At 51.3% G+C, this 25592-nt stretch carries 21 protein-coding genes, 1 tRNA gene and 1 pseudogene; 7 read left to right on the top strand and 16 right to left on the bottom strand.

All coding sequences use genetic code 11. The features are described 5' to 3' along the window. Positions 1 to 17 precede the first annotated feature (17 nt). The 7 genes from EYB48_RS00640 to EYB48_RS00610 all read right to left on the bottom strand — a co-directional run bounded on the left by EYB48_RS00640 (position 18) and on the right by EYB48_RS00610 (position 5761). Positions 18 to 1865, bottom strand: coding sequence for a M56 family metallopeptidase (locus EYB48_RS00640; protein WP_162018354.1), 1848 nt, complete (start codon positions 1863 to 1865; stop codon positions 18 to 20). Positions 1866 to 1867: 2 nt separating this feature from the next. After that, positions 1868 to 2257, bottom strand: coding sequence for a BlaI/MecI/CopY family transcriptional regulator (locus EYB48_RS00635; RefSeq protein ID WP_162018353.1), 390 nt, complete (start codon positions 2255 to 2257; stop codon positions 1868 to 1870). A gap of 156 nt (positions 2258 to 2413) precedes the next feature. Next, positions 2414 to 3271, bottom strand: a complete 858-nt coding sequence (locus EYB48_RS00630; RefSeq protein ID WP_162018352.1) for a response regulator — start codon at positions 3269 to 3271, stop codon at positions 2414 to 2416. Between the two features lie 148 nt (positions 3272 to 3419). Continuing rightward, complete coding sequence (gene crcB, locus EYB48_RS00625) at positions 3420 to 3803, bottom strand: fluoride efflux transporter CrcB (protein ID WP_202927619.1); 384 nt, start codon at positions 3801 to 3803, stop codon at positions 3420 to 3422. Continuing rightward, positions 3800 to 4291, bottom strand: a complete 492-nt coding sequence (gene moaE, locus EYB48_RS00620; protein ID WP_162018822.1) for a molybdopterin synthase catalytic subunit MoaE — start codon at positions 4289 to 4291, stop codon at positions 3800 to 3802. Before moaE ends, crcB begins: the two co-directional genes overlap by 4 nt. A gap of 1 nt (position 4292) precedes the next feature. Next, entirely contained in the window at positions 4293 to 4550 is a 258-nt protein-coding gene (gene moaD / locus EYB48_RS00615; protein ID WP_162018351.1) for a molybdopterin converting factor subunit 1, read from the bottom strand. Continuing rightward, positions 4547 to 5761: a molybdopterin molybdotransferase MoeA gene (locus EYB48_RS00610; RefSeq protein ID WP_235934813.1), complete on the bottom strand. Its 1215-nt coding sequence runs from the start codon at positions 5759 to 5761 to the stop codon at positions 4547 to 4549. The genes moaD and EYB48_RS00610 overlap by 4 nt, the downstream gene beginning before the upstream one ends. A gap of 298 nt (positions 5762 to 6059) precedes the next feature. Between EYB48_RS00610 and EYB48_RS00605 the strand changes: the two genes are divergently transcribed. The 6 genes and pseudogenes from EYB48_RS00605 to EYB48_RS19470 all read left to right on the top strand — a co-directional run. Next, entirely contained in the window at positions 6060 to 6917 is an 858-nt protein-coding gene (locus EYB48_RS00605; protein ID WP_162018350.1) for a phosphate/phosphite/phosphonate ABC transporter substrate-binding protein, read from the top strand. 16 nt (positions 6918 to 6933) lie between these two features. Continuing rightward, positions 6934 to 9003, top strand: coding sequence for a hybrid sensor histidine kinase/response regulator (locus EYB48_RS00600; RefSeq protein WP_162018349.1), 2070 nt, complete (start codon positions 6934 to 6936; stop codon positions 9001 to 9003). Further along, positions 8996 to 9817, top strand: coding sequence for a 4'-phosphopantetheinyl transferase family protein (locus tag EYB48_RS00595; RefSeq protein ID WP_162018348.1), 822 nt, complete (start codon positions 8996 to 8998; stop codon positions 9815 to 9817). Before EYB48_RS00600 ends, EYB48_RS00595 begins: the two co-directional genes overlap by 8 nt. Positions 9818 to 9933: 116 nt before the next feature. Continuing rightward, positions 9934 to 10023, top strand: a tRNA-Ser gene (locus EYB48_RS00590). A gap of 164 nt (positions 10024 to 10187) precedes the next feature. Continuing rightward, on the top strand, positions 10188 to 10502 hold the full coding sequence (locus EYB48_RS00585) for an Arm DNA-binding domain-containing protein (protein ID WP_162018347.1): 315 nt from the start codon (positions 10188 to 10190) through the stop codon (positions 10500 to 10502). 34 nt (positions 10503 to 10536) lie between these two features. Next, positions 10537 to 10734: pseudogene (locus EYB48_RS19470) on the top strand (phage integrase central domain-containing protein); the annotation flags it as partial. A gap of 74 nt (positions 10735 to 10808) precedes the next feature. On the opposite strand, the gene EYB48_RS19340 reads toward EYB48_RS19470, so the two are convergent. The 5 genes from EYB48_RS19340 to EYB48_RS00560 form a co-directional block, all read right to left on the bottom strand. Further along, a complete protein-coding gene (locus EYB48_RS19340; RefSeq protein ID WP_328823224.1) occupies positions 10809 to 10991 on the bottom strand; it encodes a putative holin in 183 nt (60 codons plus the stop codon). Between the two features lie 312 nt (positions 10992 to 11303). Continuing rightward, the gene (locus EYB48_RS00575; RefSeq protein ID WP_162018346.1) at positions 11304 to 13046 is read right to left on the bottom strand and encodes an AIPR family protein; all 1743 of its coding nucleotides are present in this window, start codon (positions 13044 to 13046) and stop codon (positions 11304 to 11306) included. Between the two features lie 962 nt (positions 13047 to 14008). Next, on the bottom strand, positions 14009 to 14650 hold the full coding sequence (gene udk / locus EYB48_RS00570) for a uridine kinase (RefSeq protein WP_162018345.1): 642 nt from the start codon (positions 14648 to 14650) through the stop codon (positions 14009 to 14011). Between the two features lie 429 nt (positions 14651 to 15079). Next, positions 15080 to 15970, bottom strand: a complete 891-nt coding sequence (locus EYB48_RS00565) for a DUF6920 family protein (protein WP_162018344.1) — start codon at positions 15968 to 15970, stop codon at positions 15080 to 15082. 1 nt (position 15971) lies between these two features. Continuing rightward, positions 15972 to 17132 (bottom strand): Acg family FMN-binding oxidoreductase, encoded by a 1161-nt coding sequence (locus tag EYB48_RS00560; RefSeq protein WP_162018343.1) that lies wholly within the window; start codon positions 17130 to 17132, stop codon positions 15972 to 15974. A gap of 472 nt (positions 17133 to 17604) precedes the next feature. On the opposite strand from EYB48_RS00560, the gene EYB48_RS00555 reads away from it, so the two are divergent. Next, complete coding sequence (locus EYB48_RS00555; RefSeq protein ID WP_235934811.1) at positions 17605 to 19455, top strand: GGDEF domain-containing protein; 1851 nt, start codon at positions 17605 to 17607, stop codon at positions 19453 to 19455. 92 nt (positions 19456 to 19547) lie between these two features. On the opposite strand, the gene serS is transcribed toward EYB48_RS00555, so the two are convergent. The 4 genes from serS to EYB48_RS19395 form a co-directional block, all read right to left on the bottom strand. Further along, positions 19548 to 20846 carry a serine--tRNA ligase gene (gene serS, locus EYB48_RS00550; protein ID WP_162018342.1) on the bottom strand — a complete coding sequence of 433 codons (1299 nt, stop codon included), beginning with the start codon at positions 20844 to 20846 and terminating at the stop codon, positions 19548 to 19550. A gap of 138 nt (positions 20847 to 20984) precedes the next feature. Next, positions 20985 to 22289: a replication-associated recombination protein A gene (locus EYB48_RS00545; RefSeq protein WP_202927618.1), complete on the bottom strand. Its 1305-nt coding sequence runs from the start codon at positions 22287 to 22289 to the stop codon at positions 20985 to 20987. Positions 22290 to 22302: 13 nt separating this feature from the next. After that, complete coding sequence (lolA, locus tag EYB48_RS00540) at positions 22303 to 22962, bottom strand: outer membrane lipoprotein chaperone LolA (RefSeq protein WP_162018341.1); 660 nt, start codon at positions 22960 to 22962, stop codon at positions 22303 to 22305. A 39-nt stretch (positions 22963 to 23001) separates the two neighbouring features. Further along, a complete protein-coding gene (locus EYB48_RS19395; RefSeq protein ID WP_162018340.1) occupies positions 23002 to 25347 on the bottom strand; it encodes a DNA translocase FtsK in 2346 nt (781 codons plus the stop codon). Positions 25348 to 25592 lie beyond the last annotated feature (245 nt).

Genomic DNA, 25592 nt, shown 5'->3' with positions numbered 1-25592 from the left:
GTAGGGATCAGCATGACTCAGAGCGCTACAGAACCGCTGCTGTCTATTGCACCACTGATTGCATCGCGTATCAGCTCCGCATCTTCAGTACGCATCGCGAATTGATCGGCATTGAGTAACACGACTATCCAGTGTTTGCCTGCGATTTTGGTGCGCAATAACAGGCAGCGACCCGCCGCTTTGGAATAGCCGGTTTTGGTCAGCGAGATATCCCAGCTGGCGTGGCCCACCAAAGGATTACTGCTAGGCAGACGCTCAGACTTACCTGCCAGCGACAACTTCATTTCCGGGCTGCTGCTGAGTTTTTGCAGTTCAGGATAGCCAGCTGCAATGCGCGCCAGACGAGCCAGATCGGCAGCGCTGGAACGGTTGTTAGCAGATATCCCGACTGGTTCTTCTATGCTGGTCTGCTGCAAGCCCAAAGTCTGGAGTTTGCGCTGTATCGCGGCAATCAGTGCAGCTTCACCGCCCGGATAAGTACGCCCCAGCGCTTTGGCCGCCGTATTACTGGACGGTACCAGCATCAGTTCCAGCAATTGTTGGCGCGTGACTGACAAACCGGGTTTGAGCATAGTCAGCCCCTGCTGCGAACCCACCATGTCTTGTCGGCTCAACTGCAATTCCTGCTGCATATCCAGCTGCGCATCGAGGGTGACCATCGCCGTCAGTATTTTCGAGATCGACGCAATCGGCACCGCCACATCGGCGTCCTTTTGCAGCAAGACGGCGCCACTTGCCTCGTCCAGCACCATCACGTGGCGCGAATGGGTATTAATCATCAGCTTAGCTGGCAAGGCGACGTCGCGCGTTTGTCGGTTCTGTACTAACTGGTCAGCGGCAGGAACGGCATCGACTTTGGCCTGAAAAATCAGCATCAGGCTGACGACCGCCAATACGAGCGGCAATGCCATTTTCCATTGCCAGGCTTGCGGGCCGGGACGCAGGATCTGACGTATGCGGCTCAGTAAATCACCGCCATGTGCAGCCAGTGCCAGCGCTTGCTGCTGCATCTGCATTTGGTCCAGGCTTTGCAATGCGAGCGCCAGTTCACGCGACTGACCGGTAGCAGCAACCGCTAATTGATCCGCAATCAGCTCACGCTCGCTATCCATCTGACGGCCCAGCCACCACACCACAGGATGATAGAACAGCAGCGCCTGCACCAGATTCTGCAGCAGCTTGACCAGATAATCCCAGCGCCGGATATGCGCGAATTCATGTGCGAGCAAGGCTTCTATCATGCTGGGCGACATGCCACTCAGCAGTGACACCGGCATCAGTATCACAGGACGTAAGCAGCCTGTCGTCATCGGGCTCAGGATCTCGGTTTTCCACAGCAAGCGGACTTCACGCCGTATGCCAAATCTTGCCTGCAAAGTGCGCGCGCTTTGCTGCCAGTCGTCCATCGCGCTGACGTAGCCAGCCTGCCCGGCCTGACTACCCAGACGTGCGATCCACAGCAGACCTAACAGATAACGGCTCAGCATCAGCGTGACGCCACTCAGCCATAGCGTCACCAGGAAAGGCAATACCGGCGCCAGCCAGCTCAGCATGACATGGCTGTCCTGCCATTGCACTTCGGTCGTGGCAGACGTTTCGGCCAGCAATTGCAAAGCCGCGCTCAATGTCATGCTTGGCGGACGCGAGGCTTGCAGCAGCATGCCAGCCAAAGGCAACAGCGCGCATAACAGCATCGCGCCTGAGGCAATCAGGTAGCGGGTCTGCGGCCTGGCGTGACGGCAAAACATCAGCAACAGCGCTACCACACCGGCGATCAACACACCTTGCCAGACGAAATCCAGTAAAGGCCAGCCCAGTATCTGGGTCAGCCGCTCAAAAGAAAACTGACTGATTGCGGCATTCATGATTATTTTTCCTCTTTCAGGATTTTTTCGATTTCGGCACGTTCCTGAGCCGAAACATGGCCGCCACGCAGCGCAGCCAGCACCAGTGCCTTGCCGGAACCAGCGAAGACTTTCTGTATCAGGTCTTTGAGCAAATTGGTTTGCAGGGAATCGGCTTCCTGAGCTGGCGCATACACATGCGAACGCTGGCTTTCATCGCGCGTCAAAATACCCTTGCCATGCATGATCTGCAATTGCCGCAACACGGTGGCGTAATTCAGATCAGGCTTATCGGCCAGTGCGATTTCGTGGACTTGCTTGGCGTTTAACGGACCGTGTTGCCACAGCACCTTGAGTAAATTCAATTCTGCTGCAGTAGGTTTGGGAATAGCGCGAGAAATTGAGGCAGGCATACGTTTCCATTCATCAGGATAGAGTCAGAATGGATGCAGAATAAATGTTCTAGAAAATTTTGTCTAGAACTTTTTTTCTACAATTTTCGTCTTTACTGGAAGAATGGATACCGGACTTGCCGCGCAAGCTCAGCCTGCGCGGTGTTTTAATTGCGTTCAGGCCGTTCTGGCATGTAACACTTGTCTGGCGCTGGGCAGGAAACGCGCAATGGTGGACAGTAATTCATCCTCGTCCACGCTCTTAGTCAGATAGGCATCACAGCCAGCCCAACTGCCACGGAATTTATCAAAGGCGGAAGACTTACTGCTAAGCATCACCACGGCGGTATTGCTGGTGTGTGGATGCCCTTTAATTTGCTTGCATACTGCATAGCCATCTATGCCCGGCATCATGATGTCGAGGAAAATGCAGGTGTACGATTTTTTCATCGCCATCAACACAGCATCTTCACCATTTTCAGCAAAATCCACATCGAAACGGAAGGGTTCCAGCTTTTTACGCATCACTGCACGTACGGTGGCACTGTCATCCACCACTAACACCGATTCCATCGGTGGCGGACTCAACACAGGCTCAGTCAAAGACAGCACACGGTCGGTTTCACGACGCAAGCTTGCACCATCCCAGGCGGCATCCTGACGACGACGGCTGCGTTCAGCCAGCGCCAGCATCATTTGTTCATCGAGCTGTTCGAACAAGCGCATCCACTGTATCGGCTTGGGCAAACAGGGCCAGTCTGACAGCAGGACAGCAGGGCTGCCGATCAGCATGGCTGGCGCGTGCACATTGGGTGCGCATTCATGGAGCAGACGCGGCAGCTCAGGATGATCAGCGTTGATCAGGTAGATATCGGGTCTGACCTCGGCCAATGCAGCGACTTCATATAAAAAAGTACGGCGACTGGTGAGGCGAAAAGTGGATTGCAGCAGTTCTTGCTCGGTACCGGAAAAACCGGCCAGTTGCATGAAAAAACGCTGACTTTCCGGTACGGCGGCTGAAATTGAAGTGATCATTTGTTGGCGCAACAAAGAGTCAGAAAATGGACAAACTTTAATAGTCGAATCATGCAAGTGACAGGCCATGAGTGTGCTTAAAGCAACAAAAAGCTATCAAATTGTTACGCAATCATACCATGCAGACGGCTCCCCTGCGTGCGGCAAGTCAAGCTGAGAGCGCGCGGTAGCTCAGAAAACCAGCAAAACAACACAACACGGAGCCCAGCAAATGCAAACTGGCATGCGCCAGTGCCCAGGCAACTTCGCCCTTTTGCAGCAATTGCATAGACTCAGCAGAAAAGCTGGAAAAAGTCGTCAAACCACCTAAAAAACCGGTAATCACAAACAGCCGCCAGGCCGGCGACAAATCGGGATAGCTGCTAAAGAAAGCAACCGCCAGTCCGATCAGATAGCCACCGCCCAGATTCGCGATCAGCGTACCCAGCGGGACTTGCGCCCAGACCTGATTAGCCCAGAGTGCCAGCAGCCAGCGCAACCAGGCGCCAAACGCCGCACCAATACCGACCGCCAGTATCCCCAGCGCATTCATAGTGCCCCCTGTTGCGACAGCGTGGCAGCCGCAGCGGCATCTTGCCAGCGCTGACTGGCGCGCTCATCGCTTTCACGTGCATCCACCCAGCGCGCACCATCCGGGGTTTGCTCTTTTTTCCAGAAAGGTGCACGGGTCTTCAAATAATCCATGATGAATTCGCAGGCGGCAAATGCATCACCCCGATGGCGCGTCGCGACCACCACCAATACGATCTGATCGAGTGGCAGTAAAGGGCCAACCCTGTGGATGATCAGACTTTGCAGCACAGGCCAACGCTGCGCGGCCAGCGTCAGTATGTCCTGCAAAGACTGTTCTGTCATGCCCGGATAATGCTCCAGCTCCAGCCCACTAACCTCAGCACCTTCATTGATGTCTCTGACCAGCCCGACAAAACTGACGACAGCACCAATTTCAGGCTGATTGCTGCGCAACGCAGCGAGCTCTGCCCCAACGTCAAAATCCGCAGTCTGTATTCTGACCACCATCTCAGCCCCCGGTAACTGGCGGGAAGAAAGCCACTTCACACTGCTCGGTCAGCACGGTATCCGCTGCGCACATTTGCTGATTGCAGGCAGTGCGCAGTAACTTTTGATCCGACAAAACCTCGTCCCACACGCCACCGCGCTGACGCAGGAAAGCACGCACAGCCCCCACCGTCATCACTTCTGGCGGCAGCTCGATTTCCTCGGCGGAAGTACCTAAGGCTTCTCTGACACTGGCAAAAAAACGGCACTGAATTTTCATACGACACCCAGACTACTGAAAGGAATAAAACTTACCATCTGACCACGCACTACAGTTTGCGAGGGTGGCAGATCGATCAAACCATCCCCCCATACCGCAGAGCTTAATACGCCAGAGCTTTGATTCGGAAACAGTTCCAGCCCACCGTCTGCATTGATGCGTGCGCGCAGGAATTCATTGCGACGATCTGGCTTAGACCAGTCAAAATCGGCACGTATGTTATATGCATGAGGCGTTACAGCGCGCACGCCTTGCAAGCGCAACAGGAAAGGCCGTACGAACAGCAGGAAGGTCACGAAACTGGACACCGGATTGCCAGGCAGACCGATAAAAAACGCGCTGCCAACTTCACCAAAGGCAAGTGGCTTACCCGGCTTCATTGCAATCTGCCACATCGCCAGTTGCCCTTCGGCTTCTACGGCAGGCTTGACGTGATCTTCCTCACCGACCGACACACCGCCAGAAGTGATAATCAGATCATGTCCGTCTGCCGCCTGGCGCAGTGCGGCGCGGGTCGCTGCCAGATTATCCGGGACGATGCCCAGATCGGTGATATCACAGCCCAGACCTTGCAATAAGCCTGTCAGCGTATAGCGGTTAGAGTTGTAAATTGCGCCGGGACGCAGCGTATCACCCGGCATTGCGAGTTCATCACCGGTGAAAAAAATTGCGACCTTAGGGCGGCGTAACACAGGCAGCATGGCCAACCCAACCGAAGCGGCCAGCCCCATTTCCTGCGCACGCAGCACGGTTCCAGCCTCTAAAATGGTCGCCCCGGCGCGGATATCTTCGCCCTGGCGTCGTATCCACTCCCCGGCTGCTGGCTGATGGCGGATCACGACGGCATCGCCATCAGACTCGCATTGTTCCTGCATCACCACGGCATCCGCTCCTTGCGGTATCAGCGCACCGGTAAATATTCTGGCTGCTGTGCCAGGTTCCAGTGGCTGACCGACGCTGCCAGCCGGGATGCGCTGGGAGATGCGCAAACGCGCATGGCCAGACGCACAGTCGGCGGCACGTACGGCATAGCCATCCATCTGGGTATTATCCTGCGGCGGTACATGCAGTTGTGAATACTGATCGCTGGCCAGTATGCGACCCAGCGCATCCGTCGTTGCGACTGTTTCTGTTGCGCTCAAGGTCCTGACGCGGCTCAGCATGTGGTCCAGCGCCTGCGCGACACTCAGCATGTTTGTTTTTGTTGTCATAGTAAAAGCAATACAAATCAGCAGAGCTGGATTGTATCCGGTCTGCCTCTGTCCTGTCGCGACCCAGCGCAATGTAGGCATTTAGCGACTGTTTATTCGCTGCAAGAATACGACGAACATGCGACTAACAATTGTTTACGATCTGGAACTTCTATAAAAAAACATCGTATTCAGGCATAAATGCCGTCAAATTAGTTTAACTGGATCAAAGCTGCGTTCTTTTTCGGAAACATTTTAATGTTTCTTTCCATCATGTCGCTATAATGAAAGCAACTTTCCTGCTATCCGGAGACTAAGCATGCGCCTCGTCCTGTCCATACCTAAGCTGGCTGCGGCTGTACTCATATCCAGCGCTTTGTTGCCCAGTGTAGCCAGTGCAGAAGAGACGGTTTACCGTTTCTCGCCAGTCAATCAATACGACATCAATCTGACTGCCGCTTACTGGAATCCCATCATTAACTACATTTCCGAAAAAAGCGGCGTCAAGCTCAGCCTCAAAATCGGCAGGACCAGCGCAGACACCACCAGCTTTGTATTGGCACAGGAAGTGGAATTTGCATTCACCAACCATTTGTTTTCCCCCGAACGTGAGAAGCTGGGATGGAAGGTCTTTGGCCGCAGGAATATACCCTCGGTGACCGGACAAATCGTGGTACCGGCGGACTCCGGCATCACTGAGTTACAGCAACTGAAAGACAAAAGTGTTGCCTTCCCTGGGCCAGAAGCGCTGGTAGGCTACAAAGTGCCTATGGCACAGCTGATCAGCAAGGGCGTAGACGTCAATGTCGTTTTCGGTGGCAATCAAAATGGCGCACTGGCTCAGCTGTTTGCAGGTAAGGTGCAGGCGGTAGGTGGCAATTCCCAACTGATAGACAGTTACTCCACCCGTGAAAAAAAGAAATTCCGCATCTTGTGGTCGTCCGAACCCTATCATGACCTGGCGCTGATGGCCTCGGGCAAAGTCAATGATGCGACTGTCAAAGCCGTCGCTAATGCTTTTTTCAATATGAAAAACGACCCGCAAGGCAAAGAAATCCTGCACCAGGTCTCACAAAAAGTTGGCTTAAGTACCGATAACTATTTCATTCCGGCCGATAACAGCGAATACGCGAGCTATAGGCGCTTTTATCAGAATGCGCCAGCCAGCCTGCGCTAACTGAACGGAGTTCTTTGTGTCCTTCCTGCGCTATTTGCTGCCTCAATCACTGGTGTTGCGCGTCTACGCTTTATATAGCGTGACCTGGCTGGTGTTTATGCTGGGTGCCATTTCGGTTTACTACGAGACCCGCTTTACCCAAGAGATATCAGATGTGCAGGAATCCGCAGCTTCTATGCTGGAGGTGTCCGCCCACACCATCACTGACAGTGCAGTCATAGGCGACTACGACACCATCAAACGCACGCTGGACCGCATGGTGAATAGCCCCAATTATTCATCCGCTAAATTCATCCCCCTGCAAAACGGCCTGATTACCAGCCAGGAGAAGGCAAATGAAACACGCGATTACATCCCCGACTGGATAACAGCCCGCGTAGCCAGCCATCTGTTCGACGATAACCGTATCATCCGGGTTGGCGGCCAGGATTACGGCGTATTGCGCCTGAGTTTCGACAACTTCGAAATCGCCCAGAAAATGTGGCAGATGATCAAAGTCGCGATACTGATGACACTCGCCAGCTTTATCGGCGGACTGGTGCTGATCTGGTTTCCGCTACAACGCTGGCTGGGCACTTTGCAAGCCAGCCAAATGCTGGAACTCGGCACCTCAGAAGGTCGGGACGTCGAATATGAGCACCTGATCCAAAACGCGCCGATAGAACTCAGGCAGACACTGCTGACACTGCAGAATACCGCCAGCCAGCTCAGAGCCGAACTCAGTGAACGCGAACACACCTTAAGCTCCTTACGCCAAATTCTGATCAGCCTGGTACCAGACTCGCGCAAGCGGATGGCGCAAGACGACAACATTGCCACCATTATTGCGACCATAGGCAAACTGGTGGAAGAAGGCGAAAAATCCAGGTATGCGCTGGAATTTGCCAAGAATGCGGCAGAAAGTGCGAATCATGCCAAGAGCAGTTTTCTGGCCAATATGAGCCACGAAATCCGCACACCGATGAATGGCGTGATAGGCATGCTGGAGCTGACCTTAGATACCCAGCTCAATAAAGAACAAATCAATTATCTGGCGATGGCGCATCGCTCTGCGAATAATCTGCTGGTCATCATCAATGACATACTCGATTTCAGTAAAATCGAAGCAAATAAAATAGAGCTGGAAGCGATAGAGATACGCCTGCCGGAATTACTGCAGGACATACTCCCCAGTCACGAGCTGAACGCACAGAAAAAACAGCTGCCGCTACGCGCAGAAATTGCGCCAGACATCCCACAAATCATACTCGGTGACCCTACCCGTCTGAGCCAGATTCTGAACAATCTGCTCAGCAATGCGCTCAAATTTACCGATCATGGCGAAGTCGTTTTACGCGCTAAATTAACGCCCCCCAGCCATGCTGAAGATACCTCACACCTGCACTTCATGGTGAAGGACACAGGTATCGGCGTCCCGCTTTCTGAACAGGGACGTATCTTTGACGCGTTTTCTCAGCAAGATGCCTCAACTACACGACGTTTCGGCGGCACCGGGCTGGGCCTGAGCATCTGCAACCGGCTGGCACAACTGATGGGCGGCAGCATTACGCTCAACAGCGTGCCCGGCATGGGCAGTGAATTTTGCCTGACCATCCCTGCCGTGTTTCCACGCCAGTCTTCCGCAGATAAGAAGGTAGTCGCGAGCATACCGGCTCAGCACGAATTACGGCAGCTTAACATCCTGATCGCCGAAGACAATACCGTGAATCAGACCCTGATCCTGAGCCTGATCGCTAAGCAAGGCCATCAGACGGTGTTAGCCAATAACGGCCAGGAAGCCGTCGAGCGCTGGAAAGAAGACAGCTTTGACCTGATCCTGATGGACATGCAAATGCCGGTCATGGGAGGGCTGGATGCCAGCAAAATGATACGGCAACTGGAACAACAGTCACCTGAGCGGCAACGCACACCGATACATGCGCTGACCGCCTCTGCACTGGCCAGCGAGCAGCAGGAAGCAATGGCAGTCGGGCTGGACGGCTATCTGACAAAACCGATTAACCGCCAGGTCTTGTACGAATTACTGAATCAGCTCGCCGCACAGCCAGCCGCGGGCTTGTCAACTAGCGTTTCCGGACATGTTTAATCAGCGCCTGTCAGTCTGGCTCAGTCAACTTCCAGCCGCGATGGCATGGAACAAAAAACCTCAGCAAATCAGTATTTACCTGAGCCAGATCGCCACCACGGAGGTAGCGCAACACCGGGATCATTTATTGACTCTGTTGGATCAGGAAGAGACTTCGCGCCTGCATCAGTATCAGCATCTGGGCGATCAACAGCGCTTTCTGGGAGGGCGCGCACTAAGCAAATTATTGGCAGCCCAATTGTTTCAGCTCCCTTGTTCGCAGATCCATCAGATCCGGATAGTCAGGGATCAACTTGGCAAACCCAGCCTGCAGCTTAACCAGACCAACTACCATCTGAGCCTTTCGCATAATGAACATCAGATACTGGTCGCCGTCAGCCGCCAGGCCTTACCGCAAGACTGTCAACTGGGCGTGGATATTGAAGTAGTCCAGGCATTTCCTGACCTGGAACACCTGTGTGCTACCGTATGCACCGCAGCAGAAAGTCAGGACATCCTGTCTCACCCGGACCCGGCCACACGCTTCATCGCTTACTGGTCACTCAAAGAAGCCTTACTCAAAGCACTGGGCATGGGCTACCGCTTAGACCCACTGCAATTCAGCCTCAGTCTGAGGCAGGACCACCCATGCCTGATCAGCGCCCCGGAAGGCATCCCGCTGAACGGCTGGCAATTCCATCTGCAAACCTGCGCATCAATCCAGAGCACGCAACAATTAGCCCTGGCCTTTCACTCCACCCACCGCAGCCAACTACAAATCCAGCAACTGCCCGCAGCAACACTGCTGGAGCGCTACCTGAACGAAACGCGCTGAAACTCCTGCTCTCAACGCCAGAACAGAAATACTTTACGCATACGCAACACGAACTGGAAAAAGTCAGGATTCTTTGCTATACTCGCAGGCTTCGTTTATGACGAACAACCCAAGCCGGAGAGGTGGCAGAGTGGTTGAATGTACCTGACTCGAAATCAGGCGTACTGTAACAGGTATCGGGGGTTCGAATCCCCCCCTCTCCGCCAGGAACACCGCAAACTACTACAAAGTTTGCCAAAAAAACCCCTAAGTAATCAACTATTTAGGGGTCTTTTTTCGTCTGTAGCCGCAAAGTATGCCCATTGACACCCACATTCTTTAGGAGCCCTCTTGAGGGCATCTACATACCCCACCCAAAGGATGCCCCAAAATGCCAAAGATAGCCGCCCCGCTTACTGACATTCAGGTCAAAAACGCGAAGCCAAAAGAGAAAGCCTATAAGCTGGCAGACTGCGGCGGTATGTACTTGGAGGTAACACCTACATGCTCAAAACTATGGCAAAAGAAATTTAGACAAGCCAATGGAAGCGAGTGCCGTTTAGCTTTTGGAACATATCCAGAAGTTTCGCTAGCGGAGGCAAGAGAGAAGCGCCTAGAAGCCCGCAAGCAGATCGCACAAGGATCGACCCAGGACAAGCTAGACGTAAGGCCAAAGAGGAATCAGCCAGCGCGCCAACACTTTTGAAAAGATAGCCCGTGAATAGCACTCAAACCGCCTAAGTGCATGGAGCGCAACTACTACCAAGGAAACAATTCATAGGTTGGAAAAGGATATTTTCCCAGTGATTGGCAAGTTACCTATTGCATCAATCACGCATCCCCAGATGATCGCAGCCCTGCGCAAGATAGAAGCACGCGGTGGTGGCGAAATTGCGCATCGTCTTAAATCGACTTGTGCCCGTGTCTTTAGCCTTTGAACTATCAAGTAGAGGTTAGCAAATGATTGAACCAAAAAACAATTCATGTTCAGCCCCCCCCAGGCCGACTGCGATCATGGCGGCGGCAACGATGAGCGACCGGCGCAGCATCGCTGCGGCCAGCAGCAAGTCGTTTTGCAGACAGCATCGAAATGTAAAGGCGCTTCGGCGTCTTCCAGATATCGCCCGATAAACGTATCTGGCCGCGCATACGGAAACAAGCTGCGGTCAAGCCAATAACCGACGACGCCAGCTATCGAAATGAGATTGATTTTGTAGAGGCTGACCGGTATTTACTGCGGCGAAAAGGCGAGGATGCAAAGCAAGAGGAGGATGGCTGCGATCAGCCAATCAGTCATGCGGAGGAGGTTTTTGGGTAGGTATTTACGCATGGCTATCCTTGGTGATGAGCGTGGTGTCTAAAATCAGACATCACCAAGGATAGATATTTCCTTTGTTGGCAGCTATTGGATTGGGTTCATTGGTCAATATTCCGTATTTCACCATTAATACAATAAAAAAAATTTAACTAAATTTTCATAATATTTTGGTGCAGTTAGGTGTTGCTTTCAGGCAAATAAATCAAGAGGAGGCTGAATCGTTTTATTTTCTTTTTGATATGCTTCTGCTGCTTTTATTAGCAACTCAGTATCTGACTCCGCTTTATACCTTTGCTTCTCAATATCAACTCCAGACGAATTAAACACCTTTATAGCACATAAAAAAAGATCTAAGGCTTTTTTGTCATCCTTTAATAATTGCTTTAAAGCTTCACACTTTCTTTCTATTTTATTGCTATTTAGATAATCATCATTCTTGCCCATTGCAATAATCTTGGCGATCATCATAATCTGAAAGCGTGCTCTTTTATAATCATTGGGTAAATCACCATTTTTAAAAAACTGTTCAATTTTAAAATAGCAAAGTGCACTAACAAAATACGGTAAAAATTTATGATCGGGGGCAAAAATTTTCCCTTTGAAACGATTGACAATCGTACCGTAATAACCCGTTACCAAATGGGGGGAGAGCAAAAACATAGACGCAAAAGTCTTTATCTGTATTGGAATGCTAATAATTTGAGGCCTTTTAATCTCAGGCATCGCGTTATATTGTTGAGAACGTCGTTCATAGTACAAATTTTGCGGCAATTTTTCAGAGCTAAAATAAAGCTCTAATTGTTTTTGAAATGCATTCAACGCTTCAAGCTGCTCTGTCTTCACTTCAGTTTGGCTATTTGTCGCGAGTGTAATTTCTGTTTTTATCGCATCGTCTTCTGTGACAATGATTCTGATCGGAATACTGGTATCTTCTATGCCACTCATTTTTTGACAGCTATGCAAAACATTACTTGTTTGACAGCCATTTACAATTTGATAGTCTCGCAGCGTAAAACGATTTCCCGCTGGTGTAAGAGACGATGCAACAACAGTAATTCCATTGTTAAGTACGCAAAATAAGTCAAATGCCCCTTTTTCTAATGTTCCCTTAATTTTCTTATTAACTTCATTTTCGCCTTGGTAATCTCGGACGTTGTCATCAAATATGTTATGTATGGTTTGATTTTCGTCTTGAATAAGCTTAATAAACTCAACAAATGGCACTACTCCAAGGTAAGCCTCTTTAACACCCTCTATATCAGGCAGTGTTATTCTGTTTTGAAAAGTAATAGTGGTTGAAAGTTTGTTTTTTGTCTCTTGGTATAATTTTTGAATTTCGGTCGCACCATACGGAGTTAAAGACACCTCATCGAAAATCCCAATTGAATCGAGTTCGCTGACCCCACCTTCTATCACTGCTCTGAGATTTTGATCATCAACCCACTTGCCAGTACAAACGTAACAAAGACGGGTGTATGGCCTTCTGTTGATCATGTAAGATGATAAAGATATAACTTCATCCCATAGCATTTTGAAATATTTTATTCTTTTATTTTGAACAAGCTTTGGCTCATCTGACAAAAAATCTTTTACACCATGAATAAATGAACCAATCTCTGAACCATTAAACGATGACGTTGTTTTGGCTTGAATAAAAATAAGCTCCGCATCCAGATGTCCTGTTGCCTGAACGAGCTCCGAAAGCTCATCGCTATCTGTGACTATTTTTCCATTAACAATAATGCATAACCCGTCAATCGCACTATCACCGCCACTCCCAGTGTGAATGTCTTCTAACTCAAAACTTGATCGATTCAATTTTGATGTAATGCAATAATTGGCAAAATGCTCAAATTGAGTAGATTCCTCTACTTTGATCAAATCATTTTGTTTTGCGAATGTTTCAAGTAATGATTTAGTTATTTTGTCCATATAGCTGTTTTATAATTTACGAAATGTGTGCTTAACTTGAAGCGCTATTATCTGAACCTAAAAAGAGGCTTTATTTTTCTGTATTAATACCAAACAAAATATCAGATAGTGGCATTAGTCACAACAAATATTAAAAAAGAAATTTCTTGCTTGGAATTGCAACCAGCTCGCCCGACACTCATCCCATAATTGAAAACCGGTCCTATTTTCCATACAACGGACTTAACGGTCCTAAACCTGCACCTATTCGAAAATTTGTGGTTACTCATCAATCTGGCGTGTCGCGATACGGTTAGGACTTTAAGTCCGACACGTGCAGGGGATACCGGGTATCCAGTCTCATGCGAAGCCTGTACAGAAGAACGGATAAGTTAAGATGGAGGATATGAACGTGACCCTCTGCATGTAAAAGGTCACTTTCATCCGTTAAATCATTTTGACGTTTTTTTCTCTTCAAATGTAACGTTTAAACTAGGATTAGGCGAAAAGATAAAACCTGAATTTATGGTTGATATGTTGGACTCCAATACGCCATGTCATTAGTAGTTCCTGTAACAAAATAATTACGTCTCGTTAGAGGTTGTGACACTTTGTTAGTTTGAATGGCATATTTGCTCAATACCTGATCTGTTTATTTGTTGAGTTTTTTTTGCATCCATCGTTGCATTCATGATTAAATTCAAAAAAATCTGATCCCTTTATTGATAAGGCTTTCAAGAGGTTATTTGCCCCCTACCAAGACACAAAGCCTTTAAGTGCATGCGACTTAAAGGCTTTTTTATTTTCTGACCAGTACCATTTTTCTACAAACAAGAGCAAAGAGCGGCCAATAGCTTCAGGATTGACCCGCACAAGAAAAAGCGCCACTGCACTGCGTAGATACATGCATGCGTGGCGCTTAGGTATATTGCGGGGGATAGCTAGGAATGGCGCAAGCATCCTTTAACGCTCGCACCGGACTATCAGTTTTGCTTTAACTGGTCGAGTACGCTGGCTACCTTGGTGGTAATCACGTCGACTGCAGGGCCGTTAGCACCGTGCGGGATGATGACGTTGGCGTGGCGCTTGGTTGGTTCTATGAATTGCTGATGCATAGGGCGTACCGTTTCCATGTACTGGCTGACGACGCTTTCTACGTTACGGCCGCGCTCGGTGATATCCCTTTGCATGCGACGGATAAAACGCACATCAGATGCGGTATCGACAAAAATCTTGAGCGACATCAGATTGCGCAAATCGGCATCATACAAAGCAAACAGGCCTTCGATCACGATGACCGGTGCGGGCTTCACGGGGATGGTGCGGTTAGAGCGGTTATCAATCGTGAAGTCGTATTCAGGCATCGCGATCGTTTCGCCATTGCGCAAGGCCTGGACGTGTTGCACCAGCAAAGGCCAGTCAAAAGCTTGTGGGTGATCGTAATTCTGCCTGCGGCGTTCTTCAGGGCTGAGATGGGATTGGTCGCAGTAATAATCGTCCTGCATCACCACCGAGACCATATCGGCGCCAAACGACGCGAGCACTTGCTGGGATACCGTAGACTTACCACTGCCGCTGCCGCCAGCGACACCAATAACAAATGGATGGAAAGAAATCTTGTTCATGCCGAATGATACCAGATGCGCGATTGAACTGACAGGGAGCAGCCTATCCAAAATAAGCATTTGGTAGTCTAACTACACCCTGGGTCTAGAAATTTACCAGGAAAATTCAACACGAGAACCAGTCAGAACCTGCAACCTTTTCCGGCGCAATTCGAGTCAAATAAAGCACACCGCAACAGCATCCTTCTGCTCACCTTGACACATCCCACAAAGGTGCAGAGCGATCAAGACTTTCAGCCTTTTCTGCAGCTATGCCATCTTATATTTCACTGCATACAAAAACGATGCGCAGCTTCAACGCCCTTCCCGATGTCTCGCATGGCATCTATCTGTACGCCTGGCCTGTCAATAAAATCTGCTGTGGTGTTACTCAGACATGAACCTGGTGCGGGCAAGGTTTGCACAGCCCGTCAGCACTCAATTTCTGATTTAGTTTTTTCCCGGCTGAACAGGCGATACTGCAATTGCCGGAGCGATAGCGCAGAAGCTGTACGCCAGTTCGCTGACGTGACCAACAAAATAGGGTGCGGAACCGTCCGGCAGCTCCCACTCAACCTCAGCATGTAGTGGGATAGACATGCCATGGCACTGTATATAAGCATGAATACGACACAACCAGGGTGCTGACTGGGTAGCTGACAGCGGACGTGATGCGGCTCTCACCGTCGAGACCAAAGCATCCGCTCCAAAAGTAAAAACCAGGGTGACAGCAGTTCCCCCATCATGGATAGTCGCTTCTGCGGACGTATCATCCAGCGCCCGCCATTGCACACCCTGACTGGGGAGCAATGCCGTTGGATACCACACCGCCTCTGCGAGGTAGCGCATCAGTTCACCACGGGCCAGCTCCGGGCGGTCGTGCTGATCGCTTAGGTTGAACAATCCGGCCAGCGCAGCTTTCAAATGTCCTGCGCCCAGAACGTAGGCATCCCGGACCCAGATATCCAGCCCAGGCGCACATCTGATCCTGGCATCCCAGTCAAATCCAGGCGGAGATACAGCCACGCATTGGGTGGCATGAAATGGCCGCCAAAGTCTGCTTTTTAAATTCAAGCGAAACTGACCTTGCTGTAAAAAAGTGAGTTGAAGGATCAACGGCTGCCCGTCCCGAAGCGCAGCCTCGAAATAGCGTTTTACTGGAGGTGGAAGTGCCTGAATTTCTCTGGCATCGTAAGCATTGCATGCATCAGAACACCCGGCTCGCCCCATCTTTTCGCGATCAAAATTGCTGGCTGAGCGCCAAACACCACGGTACCATAACGCAGTGCCAGTCAGAACCGCAATGGCCAAAGCCGACACCATGCATAGCAGGATGATCACCTCAAGCCCTAACCAATTGGGCGTCCACACCTCGGCGCGGCGCCGGACCGATAGCAGGTGCAAAGCCGGCACGGGCCCACATCTGTACCGTCTGACCTGGCTGTGAAAGTTCAAGAAGCCGGCGAATCTCAGCATAGGACTGGGCCTGCTCAGAATATTCTTGCAAGGCTTGCGACAGGGGTTGCAGGGAAACCCCGGCGGCACTTGCGGCAAGCTGAATACGAACGAATGCCCGGCCAGCGTTAATCTGCGTCTGACGATCATTGTCAGGTGTAATCAGCCACAAAAAAGCCGGCGTCGAGGCAAGCCTGGAATTGAAATCCCGAATCTGACTGGTCACTGCATAGTCGTCCGCCGCGGGAGATATATGACGATTAAACATTCCCAACGTACTCATTAACACTGGGACACCATCCAGCAGCGCCATGCCATCACGATGCAATTCCACTTCTGCAGCACCAATACGCAATACGCTGTAGGTTTCCAACACGACTCTGGCAGTAGTCAATTCGATCCGCCAGGCTTCGGCTGCGAGCTTGCGGTGCTGTTGTAGTAACCCGGGCTGATCCGGACCAACATGTCCAAACTGCAGTAAATTGGGCTTAACACTATCCGCCATCGCCAGCCATGTGTCTGGCGCAATCGGCCGCGTCAGCTCATACGATTCGCGATTCGTGCGACGCTTCAGAATCTGTGTAAAAAGAGGCTCTCTGACTAATGTGGAATCGGCCACCAGACGAATGCGTGCAACCGGGCGTTGATCAATATCGACAGCAGTAAATTGCCCTTCAGGGAATAAGGAAATATCGGCCCGCAAGCCACACTCGCGTGAAGCCATGTCCAGTAATTCGAGAAACGCACCGTGACTGATCATAATCTGGCGCGAAAAAGGGTCTGCCTCGGGCAGCAAACGAGAAGTATCGCAACGCAACAGAATCTCGTCCGGAGTGCGCAAATCCACCAACCAGGATTGCAGATTGTGCGAATGTGGCGCGAGGATCGCGTAGCCAAGTATCCAGCGCCGTACATCTGCTTCATGTCCAGGCCCACGCCAGCTCGCTATGGCTGAGGCAGGCATGCGTTGAGCACACCCAGCCGATGATATTGTTGCTGCGGCGATGGAAACACCCCCAACGACCCGAATGAACTTGCGACGATCCATGATTCTTCCTCCAGGCAAAAAGCGCTTCAGAATTTTTCTGGTACGCCATTGTGGAAAACAGAATAGATGACCCAGTACCTCCATTCCGTTCGCTGGCTAACGATTCGACAACTCAGTCTGCTTTTATCGGCGGAGAGGGTAAGCATGTAGACCTTGAGGCGTTACTCAAAAACAGGACAGACTGGTCAGCAGCGCTGCGCAGCATAAAGATGGCTTGGCAGCATTAGCACCTAATCTTAGTTAAATTCAAATTAAGCAAGCTGGTTTCATCCAGTTCTGCAAAGCGTACTCTCCGGCCTCAGCACGATGTCATGCTCAGTGAGCACGCAACGAAAAACAAAAAAATTTCCCAAAATCAACAATGACACGAAGACGTCATATTTCCTGACTATATTTGCGGACAATTTACACATAAAGCCAGTTGTAATTACATGTAACACGGGCTGGCCAGGATTTTTTAGGAATTGTTCCCATGGAAAGCGTCTTATTTGAGGGCAACATGTCCGTCAACGGTGGGCATGCCTCTCCACCTTTGCACGCAAGCCAGTTTGACCAGGCGGATTTGTCTGCGTTACGCTTTCAGCTACAAAACATCATCAACAACCGGCTGCTGACTGCGCGCTTTCAACCCATCATAGAAATGTCCGATGGCAGCATCCTCGGCTATGAAGGCCTGATACGCGGGCCGTCTGATTCATCCTTGCATTCACCGATCAATCTGTTTAAAGCCGCCGCTGAAAATAACCTGACGGTACAAGTTGAGCACCTGTGCCGACAGGTAGTACTCGAGCAATTCGCTGCGCAAAAACTGCCGGGCAAGCTGTTTCTGAATGTGAGTCCGGAATGCCTGATGCAAAGAGATGCGCGCTATGGCGAGACGCTGGACTTTATTCATCAGATCGGTATTAATCCGGATCGCGTGATCATCGAACTTACCGAGTACCAGCCTACCCATGATTACGCGCTGCTGTTAGACGCGGTGCTGCATTACCGGAATATGGGTTTTGAAATCGCGATCGACGATCTGGGTGAAGGCTTTTCCAGCCTCAGATTATGGTCAGAGCTGAAGCCTGAGTATGTGAAGATAGACATGCACTTCATTCAGGGCATAGATAATGATGCAGTAAAGGCGCAATTCGTACGTTCTATTCAGTCTATCGCCGAGAAGTCAGGCACGCGCGTGATCGCCGAGGGCATAGAGACGCAGGCTGAATTGCTGGCAGTCAGGGAAATCGGTGTCGCCTGTGGTCAGGGTTATCATATCGCGCGCCCGCATCCTTCCCCTACCCGCTCTATTTCTGCTGAAGTCGCTAAAACCCTGTCGGCACATACTTATCATTCCGGGAAGCGCCAGCATCAACAGATGGAAACCTCTTCAGCGGTTGGAAAAATTTTACGCACCTCACCGACTATTCCTTCATCGATGCTGAACAATCAGGTCGATGCGATATTTTTGGAAAATCCAAAACTGCAGATGCTGCCTGTGGTCGATGATGGCATCCCGGTTGGCATCATCAACCGCTATCACATGATAGATAGCTTTGCGCGTCCGTATCAGCGTGAGCTGTATGGTAAAAAATCGTGCCGGGTGTTTATGGATGCGCATCCTATCATTGTCGACAAACACACCAGCATGCAGGAAGTCAGCCACATTATCGTGCAGGCCAATCCTGACCATCTGATCAATGGCATCATGCTGACCGAAAATGGCAAGTACATAGGCATCTGCACAGGCCCGGATCTGATGCGCGAAATCACCCAAATGCAGATTAATGCAGCGCGCTATGCCAATCCGCTGACCCAGCTGCCAGGCAATGTGCCAATCAATGAGCATATCGAACAATTACTGGAAAAGCAGGAAAAATTCTGCGCCTGCTATTGCGACCTCGATCACTTCAAGCCCTTCAACGATGTGTATGGTTACCGGCGTGGTGACGACATCATACAAATGACCAGCGAGGTGCTGAAAAAGCACTGTGATCTGAATCAGGATTTCATCGGTCATATCGGTGGCGATGATTTTATTATCCTGTTTCGCAGCGCGGACTGGGAAGCGCGCTGCCGCGCCATCCTCGATAGCTTCGCGCTGGAAATTCAGGATTTTTACAGCAATGAAGACCGTGAACGCGGCGGCTATCTGAGCGAAGACCGGCAGGGGAAAAAAGTATTTTATCCGCTGGTCAGCCTGTCACTGGGTGTGGTCAAGGCGCAGGACCGACAATTTTATTCGCACCATCAGATTTCGCTCGCGGCTTCGGATGCGAAAAAACAGGCTAAGAAAATCCATGGCAACAGCCTGTTTGTAGACAGACGCTCTGAATGAGTTTGCTTAAAGACTGCACCTAGTCTGAGCAGTAATAAAAAACGCCTGATTACGATCAGGCGTTTTCACATTCAAACTGCGACTGGCAAAATTCAGGCTGCGGCTGGCGACAATTTTTCTATGCCGCCCATGTAAGGACGCAGTGCCTCAGGAATGATGACCGAGCCATCAGCCTGCTGGAAGTTTTCCAGTACGGCGACCAGCGTACGTCCTACCGCCAGGCCAGAGCCATTCAGCGTATGCACCATTTCAGGCTTGCCTTGCGCATTGCGGAAGCGGGCCTGCATACGGCGCGCCTGGAAGGCTTCCATATTCGACACCGAGGAAATTTCACGGTAAGTATTCTGCGCTGGCAGCCATACTTCCAGATCAAAAGTCTTGGTCGCGCCAAAGCCCATATCACCGGTACACAGGCTGACCACACGATATGGCAGACCGAGTTTTTTCAACACAGCTTCTGCATGGCCGACCATTTCATCGAGGGCTTCCATCGATTTTTCCGGATGAACGATTTGCACCATTTCGACTTTATCAAACTGATGCTGACGTATCATGCCGCGTGTGTCGCGGCCGTAGCTGCCTGCTTCTGAGCGGAAGCATGGTGTGTGTGCGGTCAGTTTGACCGGCAAGGCATCCGCAGCCAGAATTTCATCGCGTACGGTATTGGTCAAAGTCACTTCAGAGGTCGGGATCAGGTACAGGGTTTCGCCCTCGCCTTCCTGGCCGCCTTTTTTCACGGCGAACAGGTCTTCTTCAAACTTAGGCAACTGGCCGGTACCGCGCATGGAATCGGCGTTCACCATATAAGGTGTGTACACCTCGGTATAGCCGTGCTCTACAGTTTGCGTATCGAGCATGAATTGCGCCAGTGCGCGATGCAAACGTGCGATGCCACCTTTCATGACCGAGAAGCGTGAGCCTGTCAATTTAACCGCTGTGTCAAAATCCAGACCCAGTGCAGAACCGATATCGACATGGTCTTTGACTTCAAAATCAAACGCTGGTGGCGTACCGACCCGACGCACTTCCACGTTGGCACTTTCATCCTGACCGACCACGACGGATTCATGCGGCAGATTTGGAATCGCCTGCAGGAATGCTGTCATCTGCGCCTGCACTTCTGCCAGACGGATTTCAGATTTTTTCACTTCTTCAGGAATCGCAGCGACCTCGGCCATCACAGCAGAGGCGTCTTCGCCTTTGCTCTTGAGCATACCGATTTGTTTAGACAGGGTATTGCGCTTGCCTTGCAATTCTTCGGTGCGTGATTGAATTTGTTTGCGCTCTGCTTCCAGCGCATTAAAAGTCGCTACGTCGAGCTGGAATTTACGGGTAGCGAGCCTTGCCGCAACCGTATCGATGTCTTTACGCAGAAGTTGAATATCTATCATGGTGTCTTGCCAGGAGGAGAAAATGGTCGAATCCGGTATTGTAGCAAGGGAAAGCGGAAATCCCTAGACACCGGGCACTAAAGGCGGCTGCATGCCGCTTGCGCTGGTGATTGCTTAGCGCAAGTGGCGATGGGCGGTTTATTTTTTGCTGCGGTTCAGGGCGTCCTGATCGAGTTGCTGCAAATAACGCAGCTTCTCGCCTATCTTGATTTCCAGTCCGCGCGGCACCGGGTGATACCAGGACTCGCCTTCCAAACCCTCTGGCAAATAGGTTTCACCGGCCGCATAGGCATCCGGTTCATCATGCGCGTAGCGGTAGAGTTTGCCGTAGCCAAGATCTTTCATGAGCTTAGTCGGCGCATTGCGCAGATGCTCAGGCACGACCCTGCTCTTATCTTTAGCCACCAGGGCACGCACCGCGTTATAGGCTTTGTAGACTGCATTCGACTTGGCCGCGCACGCCAGATACACCACCGCCTCGGCCAGCGCCAACTCACCTTCAGGTGAGCCTAAACGCTCATAGGTTTCTGCCGCGTCCAGCGTGATACGCAAGGCACGCGGGTCGGCCAGACCGATGTCTTCAGCTGCCATGCGCACGATGCGGCGTGCCAGATAGCGAGGATCAGCGCCACCATCCAGCATCCTGACCAGCCAGTACAGCGCGCCATCCGGATTTGATCCCCTGACCGATTTATGCAATGCTGAAATCTGATCATAAAAGGCGTCACCACCTTTATCAAAGCGTCTGAGTGCATCCCCCAGACATTCCGATAACAAGCCCTGATCGACCTGCGTCACATGCTTGGCCGCCGCCGCATGGGCGACGATATCGAGGTTATTCAAGAGCTTACGGCCATCACCATCCGCGCTTGCGACCAGGCTGACCAAAGCCTCCGCACTCAGTTGCAAACCATCGAGCTCACGTTCGCAGGCGCGCACGGCCATCTGTTCCAGATCCGCGTCCTGCAAGGACTTCAGCACATAAACTGCAGCGCGCGACAGCAAGGCGCTGTTGACCTCAAAGGAGGGATTCTCTGTGGTGGCGCCAATAAAGGTGAATAAGCCACTCTCTACATGCGGCAGAAAAGCATCTTGCTGGGACTTGTTAAACCGGTGCACTTCATCGACAAACAAAATCGTTCGGCGCTGCGAAGTCGCCTGCAATATCTGCGCACGCTCCACCGCTTCGCGTATGTCTTTGATACCGGACAGTACCGCCGATAAGGCGATGAATTCACAATGAAACGCATCCGCCATCAGGCGCGCCAGCGTAGTTTTGCCTACGCCGGGCGGGCCCCATAAAATCATGGAATGCGGTTCGCCGGAGGCAAAGGCCAGACGCAGGGGTTTGCCCTCGCCCAGAATATGCTGCTGTCCGATCACATCAGCCAGCGTGGCCGGACGCATGCGCTCTGCCAGCGGCACCGGACGGGATTTATGCATGTTCACAAACGACTCACTGACGGAATACGTCCGCCCCGGCCGGGATGGTGAATTTAAACTGATCCGGCTTGAGCGTTGGATTTTTTTCGAAACTTTTGAAGGTCACCAAGGACACCTGACCGAAACTGTCACGCAATTCCAGTACCTGCGGCACACCGTCTTTCATCGCAATGCCTATGCGGTCGAACTGGCTGTCTTTCGCTTTGGCGATGGCTTCCAGCCATTCCATGCCATTCTGCGCTGGTGCTTCTTTCAGCGTGAAGTTCTTTTCCAGATCAGCCGCACCTGCGCTGCCAAACAGGATGGCAGCCGGGCTGGCACCAAGTGCATTCCCTAAGGCTTTGATGGTGACCTGATTCAGATCTTTATCGTAGACATACAATTTTTCGCCATCAGCCTGCAAATGCTGCTCGTAAGGCTTGGTGTAATTCCAGATGAATTTTCCGGGACGGGAAAAGACAAAATTGCCCTGAAAGGTTTTAACGACTTTGGCACTGCCATCTACCATTTTGACCTGCTGCTGTACAAACTCGCCTCTGGCGGTTTTATTGTTAGCGACAAAGGTCTTAAATTGCTCAACGGCAGAGGCATGCGCCCAGACCGGCAAGGCACAGCACATCGCTGCCACAACACCGAGCAAACGCCGGCGCGATAAAAATTCGGTTTTCAACATCAGATGCTTTCAATCTTTCAATAAGACTTGGGATCAAGATCAGGACTCAGCTGCATTACCGGCCGGGACCAGAATCTCGCGGTTACCATTCGACTGCATGGTCGATACGATGCCGCTTTGCTCCATTTGTTCCAGTAAGCGTGCCGCGCGATTGTAACCAATCCGCAAGTGGCGCTGTACCAGAGAAATCGAAGCGCGCCGGTTTTTCAATACGATGGCGACCGCCTGATCATACAAGGCATCTGCTTCGCCACCGCCTGCGCCTTCGCCGGCAGCAGCACCATCTGCGCCCTCTTCCAGTACTCCGCCTTCCAATATACCTTCGATATAGTTGGGTTCGCCCTGCGCTTTCAAATGCTCGACCACGCGATGGACTTCTTCATCCGAGACGAAAGCACCATGTACGCGTACCGGCAAACCTGTGCCCGGTGGCATATACAGCATATCGCCCATACCCAGCAGGGTTTCCGCACCCATCTGATCCAGAATGGTGCGCGAGTCAATTTTACTGCTGACCTGAAACGCGATACGGGTAGGAATATTGGCCTTGATCAGACCGGTAATTACGTCTACCGATGGACGCTGGGTAGCCAGGATTAAGTGTATGCCGGCAGCACGGGCTTTTTGTGCGATACGGGCGATCAGCTCCTCTACCTTTTTACCGACCACCATCATCAGGTCGGCCAGCTCATCGATGATAATCACAATGGTCGGCAATTTCTCCAAAGGTTCAGGCGCGTCCGGCGTGAGACTGAAAGGATTTGGAATCAGCTCTTCTTTGCGGATAGCCTCGGCAATCTTTGCGTTATAACCAGCCAGATTCCGCACGCCCAGCTTGGACATCAGCTTGTAGCGGCGTTCCATCTCTGCCACCGCCCAGTTGAGTGCATGTCCAGCCTGGCGCATATCCGTCACCACCGGCGCCAGCAAATGCGGAATACCTTCGTACACCGACATCTCCAGCATCTTAGGATCGATCAGTATCATGCGTACATCGTTAGGGTCAGACTTATACAGCAGGGACAAAATGGTCGCATTAATCCCCACCGACTTACCGGAACCGGTCGTACCTGCGACCAGCAAATGCGGCATTTTTGCCAGATCAGCGCAGACAGGATGACCGGCAATGTCCTTGCCCAAGGCAACCGTGAGGCTGGATGCACTGTCGTTGTAAACTTTGGAACTCAGGATTTCCGTCAGACGTACGATCTGACGTTTGGGGTTAGGCAGTTCCAGGCCCATGAAATTTTTACCCGGAATCGTCTCAACGACACGGATAGAAGTCAGTGACAGCGAGCGCGCCAGATCACGCGCCAGATTCACAATCTGACTGCCTTTAACACCGGTTGCCGGTTCAATTTCATAGCGGGTAATCACGGGGCCAGGATAGGCCGCCACCACTTTTGCCTCAACGCCGAAGTCGGACAGTTTTTTCTCGATCAGGCGGCTGGTAAATTCCAGAGTTTGTACGCTGACAGTTTCCAGCACTGGGGGCGCATCGTCCAGCAAGGACAAGGGAGGTAAATTGGTATCTGGCAGCTCGTTAAACAGCGAAACCTGCTTTTCTTTCTCTACGCGCTCAGAGCGCTGTACCGCCACGACCTGAGGCTCTATGCGTACAGGTGCCGCCTCAACGATCTTGGCACGTTCCTGCACCACCGCTTCTTCACGTTTGACGGCAGCAGTCTGGCCGACCCGGCGATCTTCAGCTGCTGCGTATTTATCCAGCGCGAAGACAAAAATCCACTCGATTGCAGCACCTGCTTTTTCCGCTATCGTCAGCCATGAGACTTGAAAATACAAACTGATCCCTATAGCGACGAACAGCAGCAGCAGCATGGTCGCGCCGGTAAAACCCAGCGACATAAAAGCCAGACTGCCGATGATATTTCCCAAAACACCACCCGGCGCCAGCGGCAGTTGCACATTCAGGCTATACATGCGTAAAAATTCCAGCCCCATAGAACCAGCCAGCAGCAAGCCAAATCCTGTCATGCGACCGACGATATGGGTCAGATTTTCCTGCTCTTCTTTGTTATCCGGACGCACAGCCAGTCGCCCGGACAGGCGCTGATAGGATGAAAACACTTGCCGGAACGAGGCCACGCACCACCACCAGGCAGAGAAACCAAATACATAAAACAGTACATCCGCCAGCCAGGCACCGAATTTCCCGCCCAGATTGTGAATATGTGCGACCTCACGTGCCTGCGACCAGCCCGGGTCCAGCTTAGAGTAGCTGAACAATATCAATATCAGGCATATGCTTAAGGCCGCGAAAATAATCCAGCGCGCCTCCATTACCAGCACAACCATGCGACCCGGCAGCGGAGGCGGCGGTGTCGCTTTACTGTTGCGGGTGTAGGCTTCGTTACTCGTAGTCATAAATCGGGAAATTCATCATCCAGACAGCAAAGACTGACAAGATAGCATGATCAGCCTGAGTCTCCAAACCCGTGTCGAGAGCGACTTTCGGAAGGATGATCTATAATTCGCCCCATGCATTTGCCGAGCTTGCCTTAAAACAAGAAAATCTCTTGCAAATCCCGGCATCAACGCCATCTGTAAGCAGGAAAACAGCTGCACGACACAACAACTTGTGCCGTGCTTATCAAAACAATTTTTCTATG

The organism is Cognatundibacterium crateris, from assembly GCF_010078235.1.
Lineage (GTDB): Bacteria > Pseudomonadota > Gammaproteobacteria > Burkholderiales > Burkholderiaceae_D > Undibacterium > Undibacterium crateris.
Note: the sequence above shows the minus strand (reverse complement) of the source record. Positions and strands in the feature narration are given on the sequence as shown.

What these genes read in the sequence shown, in the direction of transcription:
- EYB48_RS00640 (WP_162018354.1), bottom strand. Translation starts at nt 1,865, where the DNA reads ATGAATGCCGCAATCAGTCAGTTTTCTTTTGAGCGGCTGACCCAGATA.
- EYB48_RS00635 (WP_162018353.1), bottom strand. Translation starts at nt 2,257, where the DNA reads ATGCCTGCCTCAATTTCTCGCGCTATTCCCAAACCTACTGCAGCAGAA.
- EYB48_RS00630 (WP_162018352.1), bottom strand. Translation starts at nt 3,271, where the DNA reads ATGATCACTTCAATTTCAGCCGCCGTACCGGAAAGTCAGCGTTTTTTC.
- crcB (WP_202927619.1), bottom strand. Translation starts at nt 3,803, where the DNA reads ATGAATGCGCTGGGGATACTGGCGGTCGGTATTGGTGCGGCGTTTGGC.
- moaE (WP_162018822.1), bottom strand. Translation starts at nt 4,291, where the DNA reads ATGGTGGTCAGAATACAGACTGCGGATTTTGACGTTGGGGCAGAGCTC.
- moaD (WP_162018351.1), bottom strand. Translation starts at nt 4,550, where the DNA reads ATGAAAATTCAGTGCCGTTTTTTTGCCAGTGTCAGAGAAGCCTTAGGT.
- EYB48_RS00610 (WP_235934813.1), bottom strand. Translation starts at nt 5,761, where the DNA reads ATGACAACAAAAACAAACATGCTGAGTGTCGCGCAGGCGCTGGACCAC.
- EYB48_RS00605 (WP_162018350.1), top strand. Translation starts at nt 6,060, where the DNA reads ATGCGCCTCGTCCTGTCCATACCTAAGCTGGCTGCGGCTGTACTCATA.
- EYB48_RS00595 (WP_162018348.1), top strand. Translation starts at nt 8,996, where the DNA reads ATGTTTAATCAGCGCCTGTCAGTCTGGCTCAGTCAACTTCCAGCCGCG.
- EYB48_RS00585 (WP_162018347.1), top strand. Translation starts at nt 10,188, where the DNA reads ATGCCAAAGATAGCCGCCCCGCTTACTGACATTCAGGTCAAAAACGCG.
- EYB48_RS00575 (WP_162018346.1), bottom strand. Translation starts at nt 13,046, where the DNA reads ATGGACAAAATAACTAAATCATTACTTGAAACATTCGCAAAACAAAAT.
- udk (WP_162018345.1), bottom strand. Translation starts at nt 14,650, where the DNA reads ATGAACAAGATTTCTTTCCATCCATTTGTTATTGGTGTCGCTGGCGGC.
- EYB48_RS00560 (WP_162018343.1), bottom strand. Translation starts at nt 17,132, where the DNA reads ATGGATCGTCGCAAGTTCATTCGGGTCGTTGGGGGTGTTTCCATCGCC.
- EYB48_RS00555 (WP_235934811.1), top strand. Translation starts at nt 17,605, where the DNA reads ATGGAAAGCGTCTTATTTGAGGGCAACATGTCCGTCAACGGTGGGCAT.
- serS (WP_162018342.1), bottom strand. Translation starts at nt 20,846, where the DNA reads ATGATAGATATTCAACTTCTGCGTAAAGACATCGATACGGTTGCGGCA.
- EYB48_RS00545 (WP_202927618.1), bottom strand. Translation starts at nt 22,289, where the DNA reads ATGCATAAATCCCGTCCGGTGCCGCTGGCAGAGCGCATGCGTCCGGCC.
- lolA (WP_162018341.1), bottom strand. Translation starts at nt 22,962, where the DNA reads ATGTTGAAAACCGAATTTTTATCGCGCCGGCGTTTGCTCGGTGTTGTG.
- EYB48_RS19395 (WP_162018340.1), bottom strand. Translation starts at nt 25,347, where the DNA reads ATGACTACGAGTAACGAAGCCTACACCCGCAACAGTAAAGCGACACCG.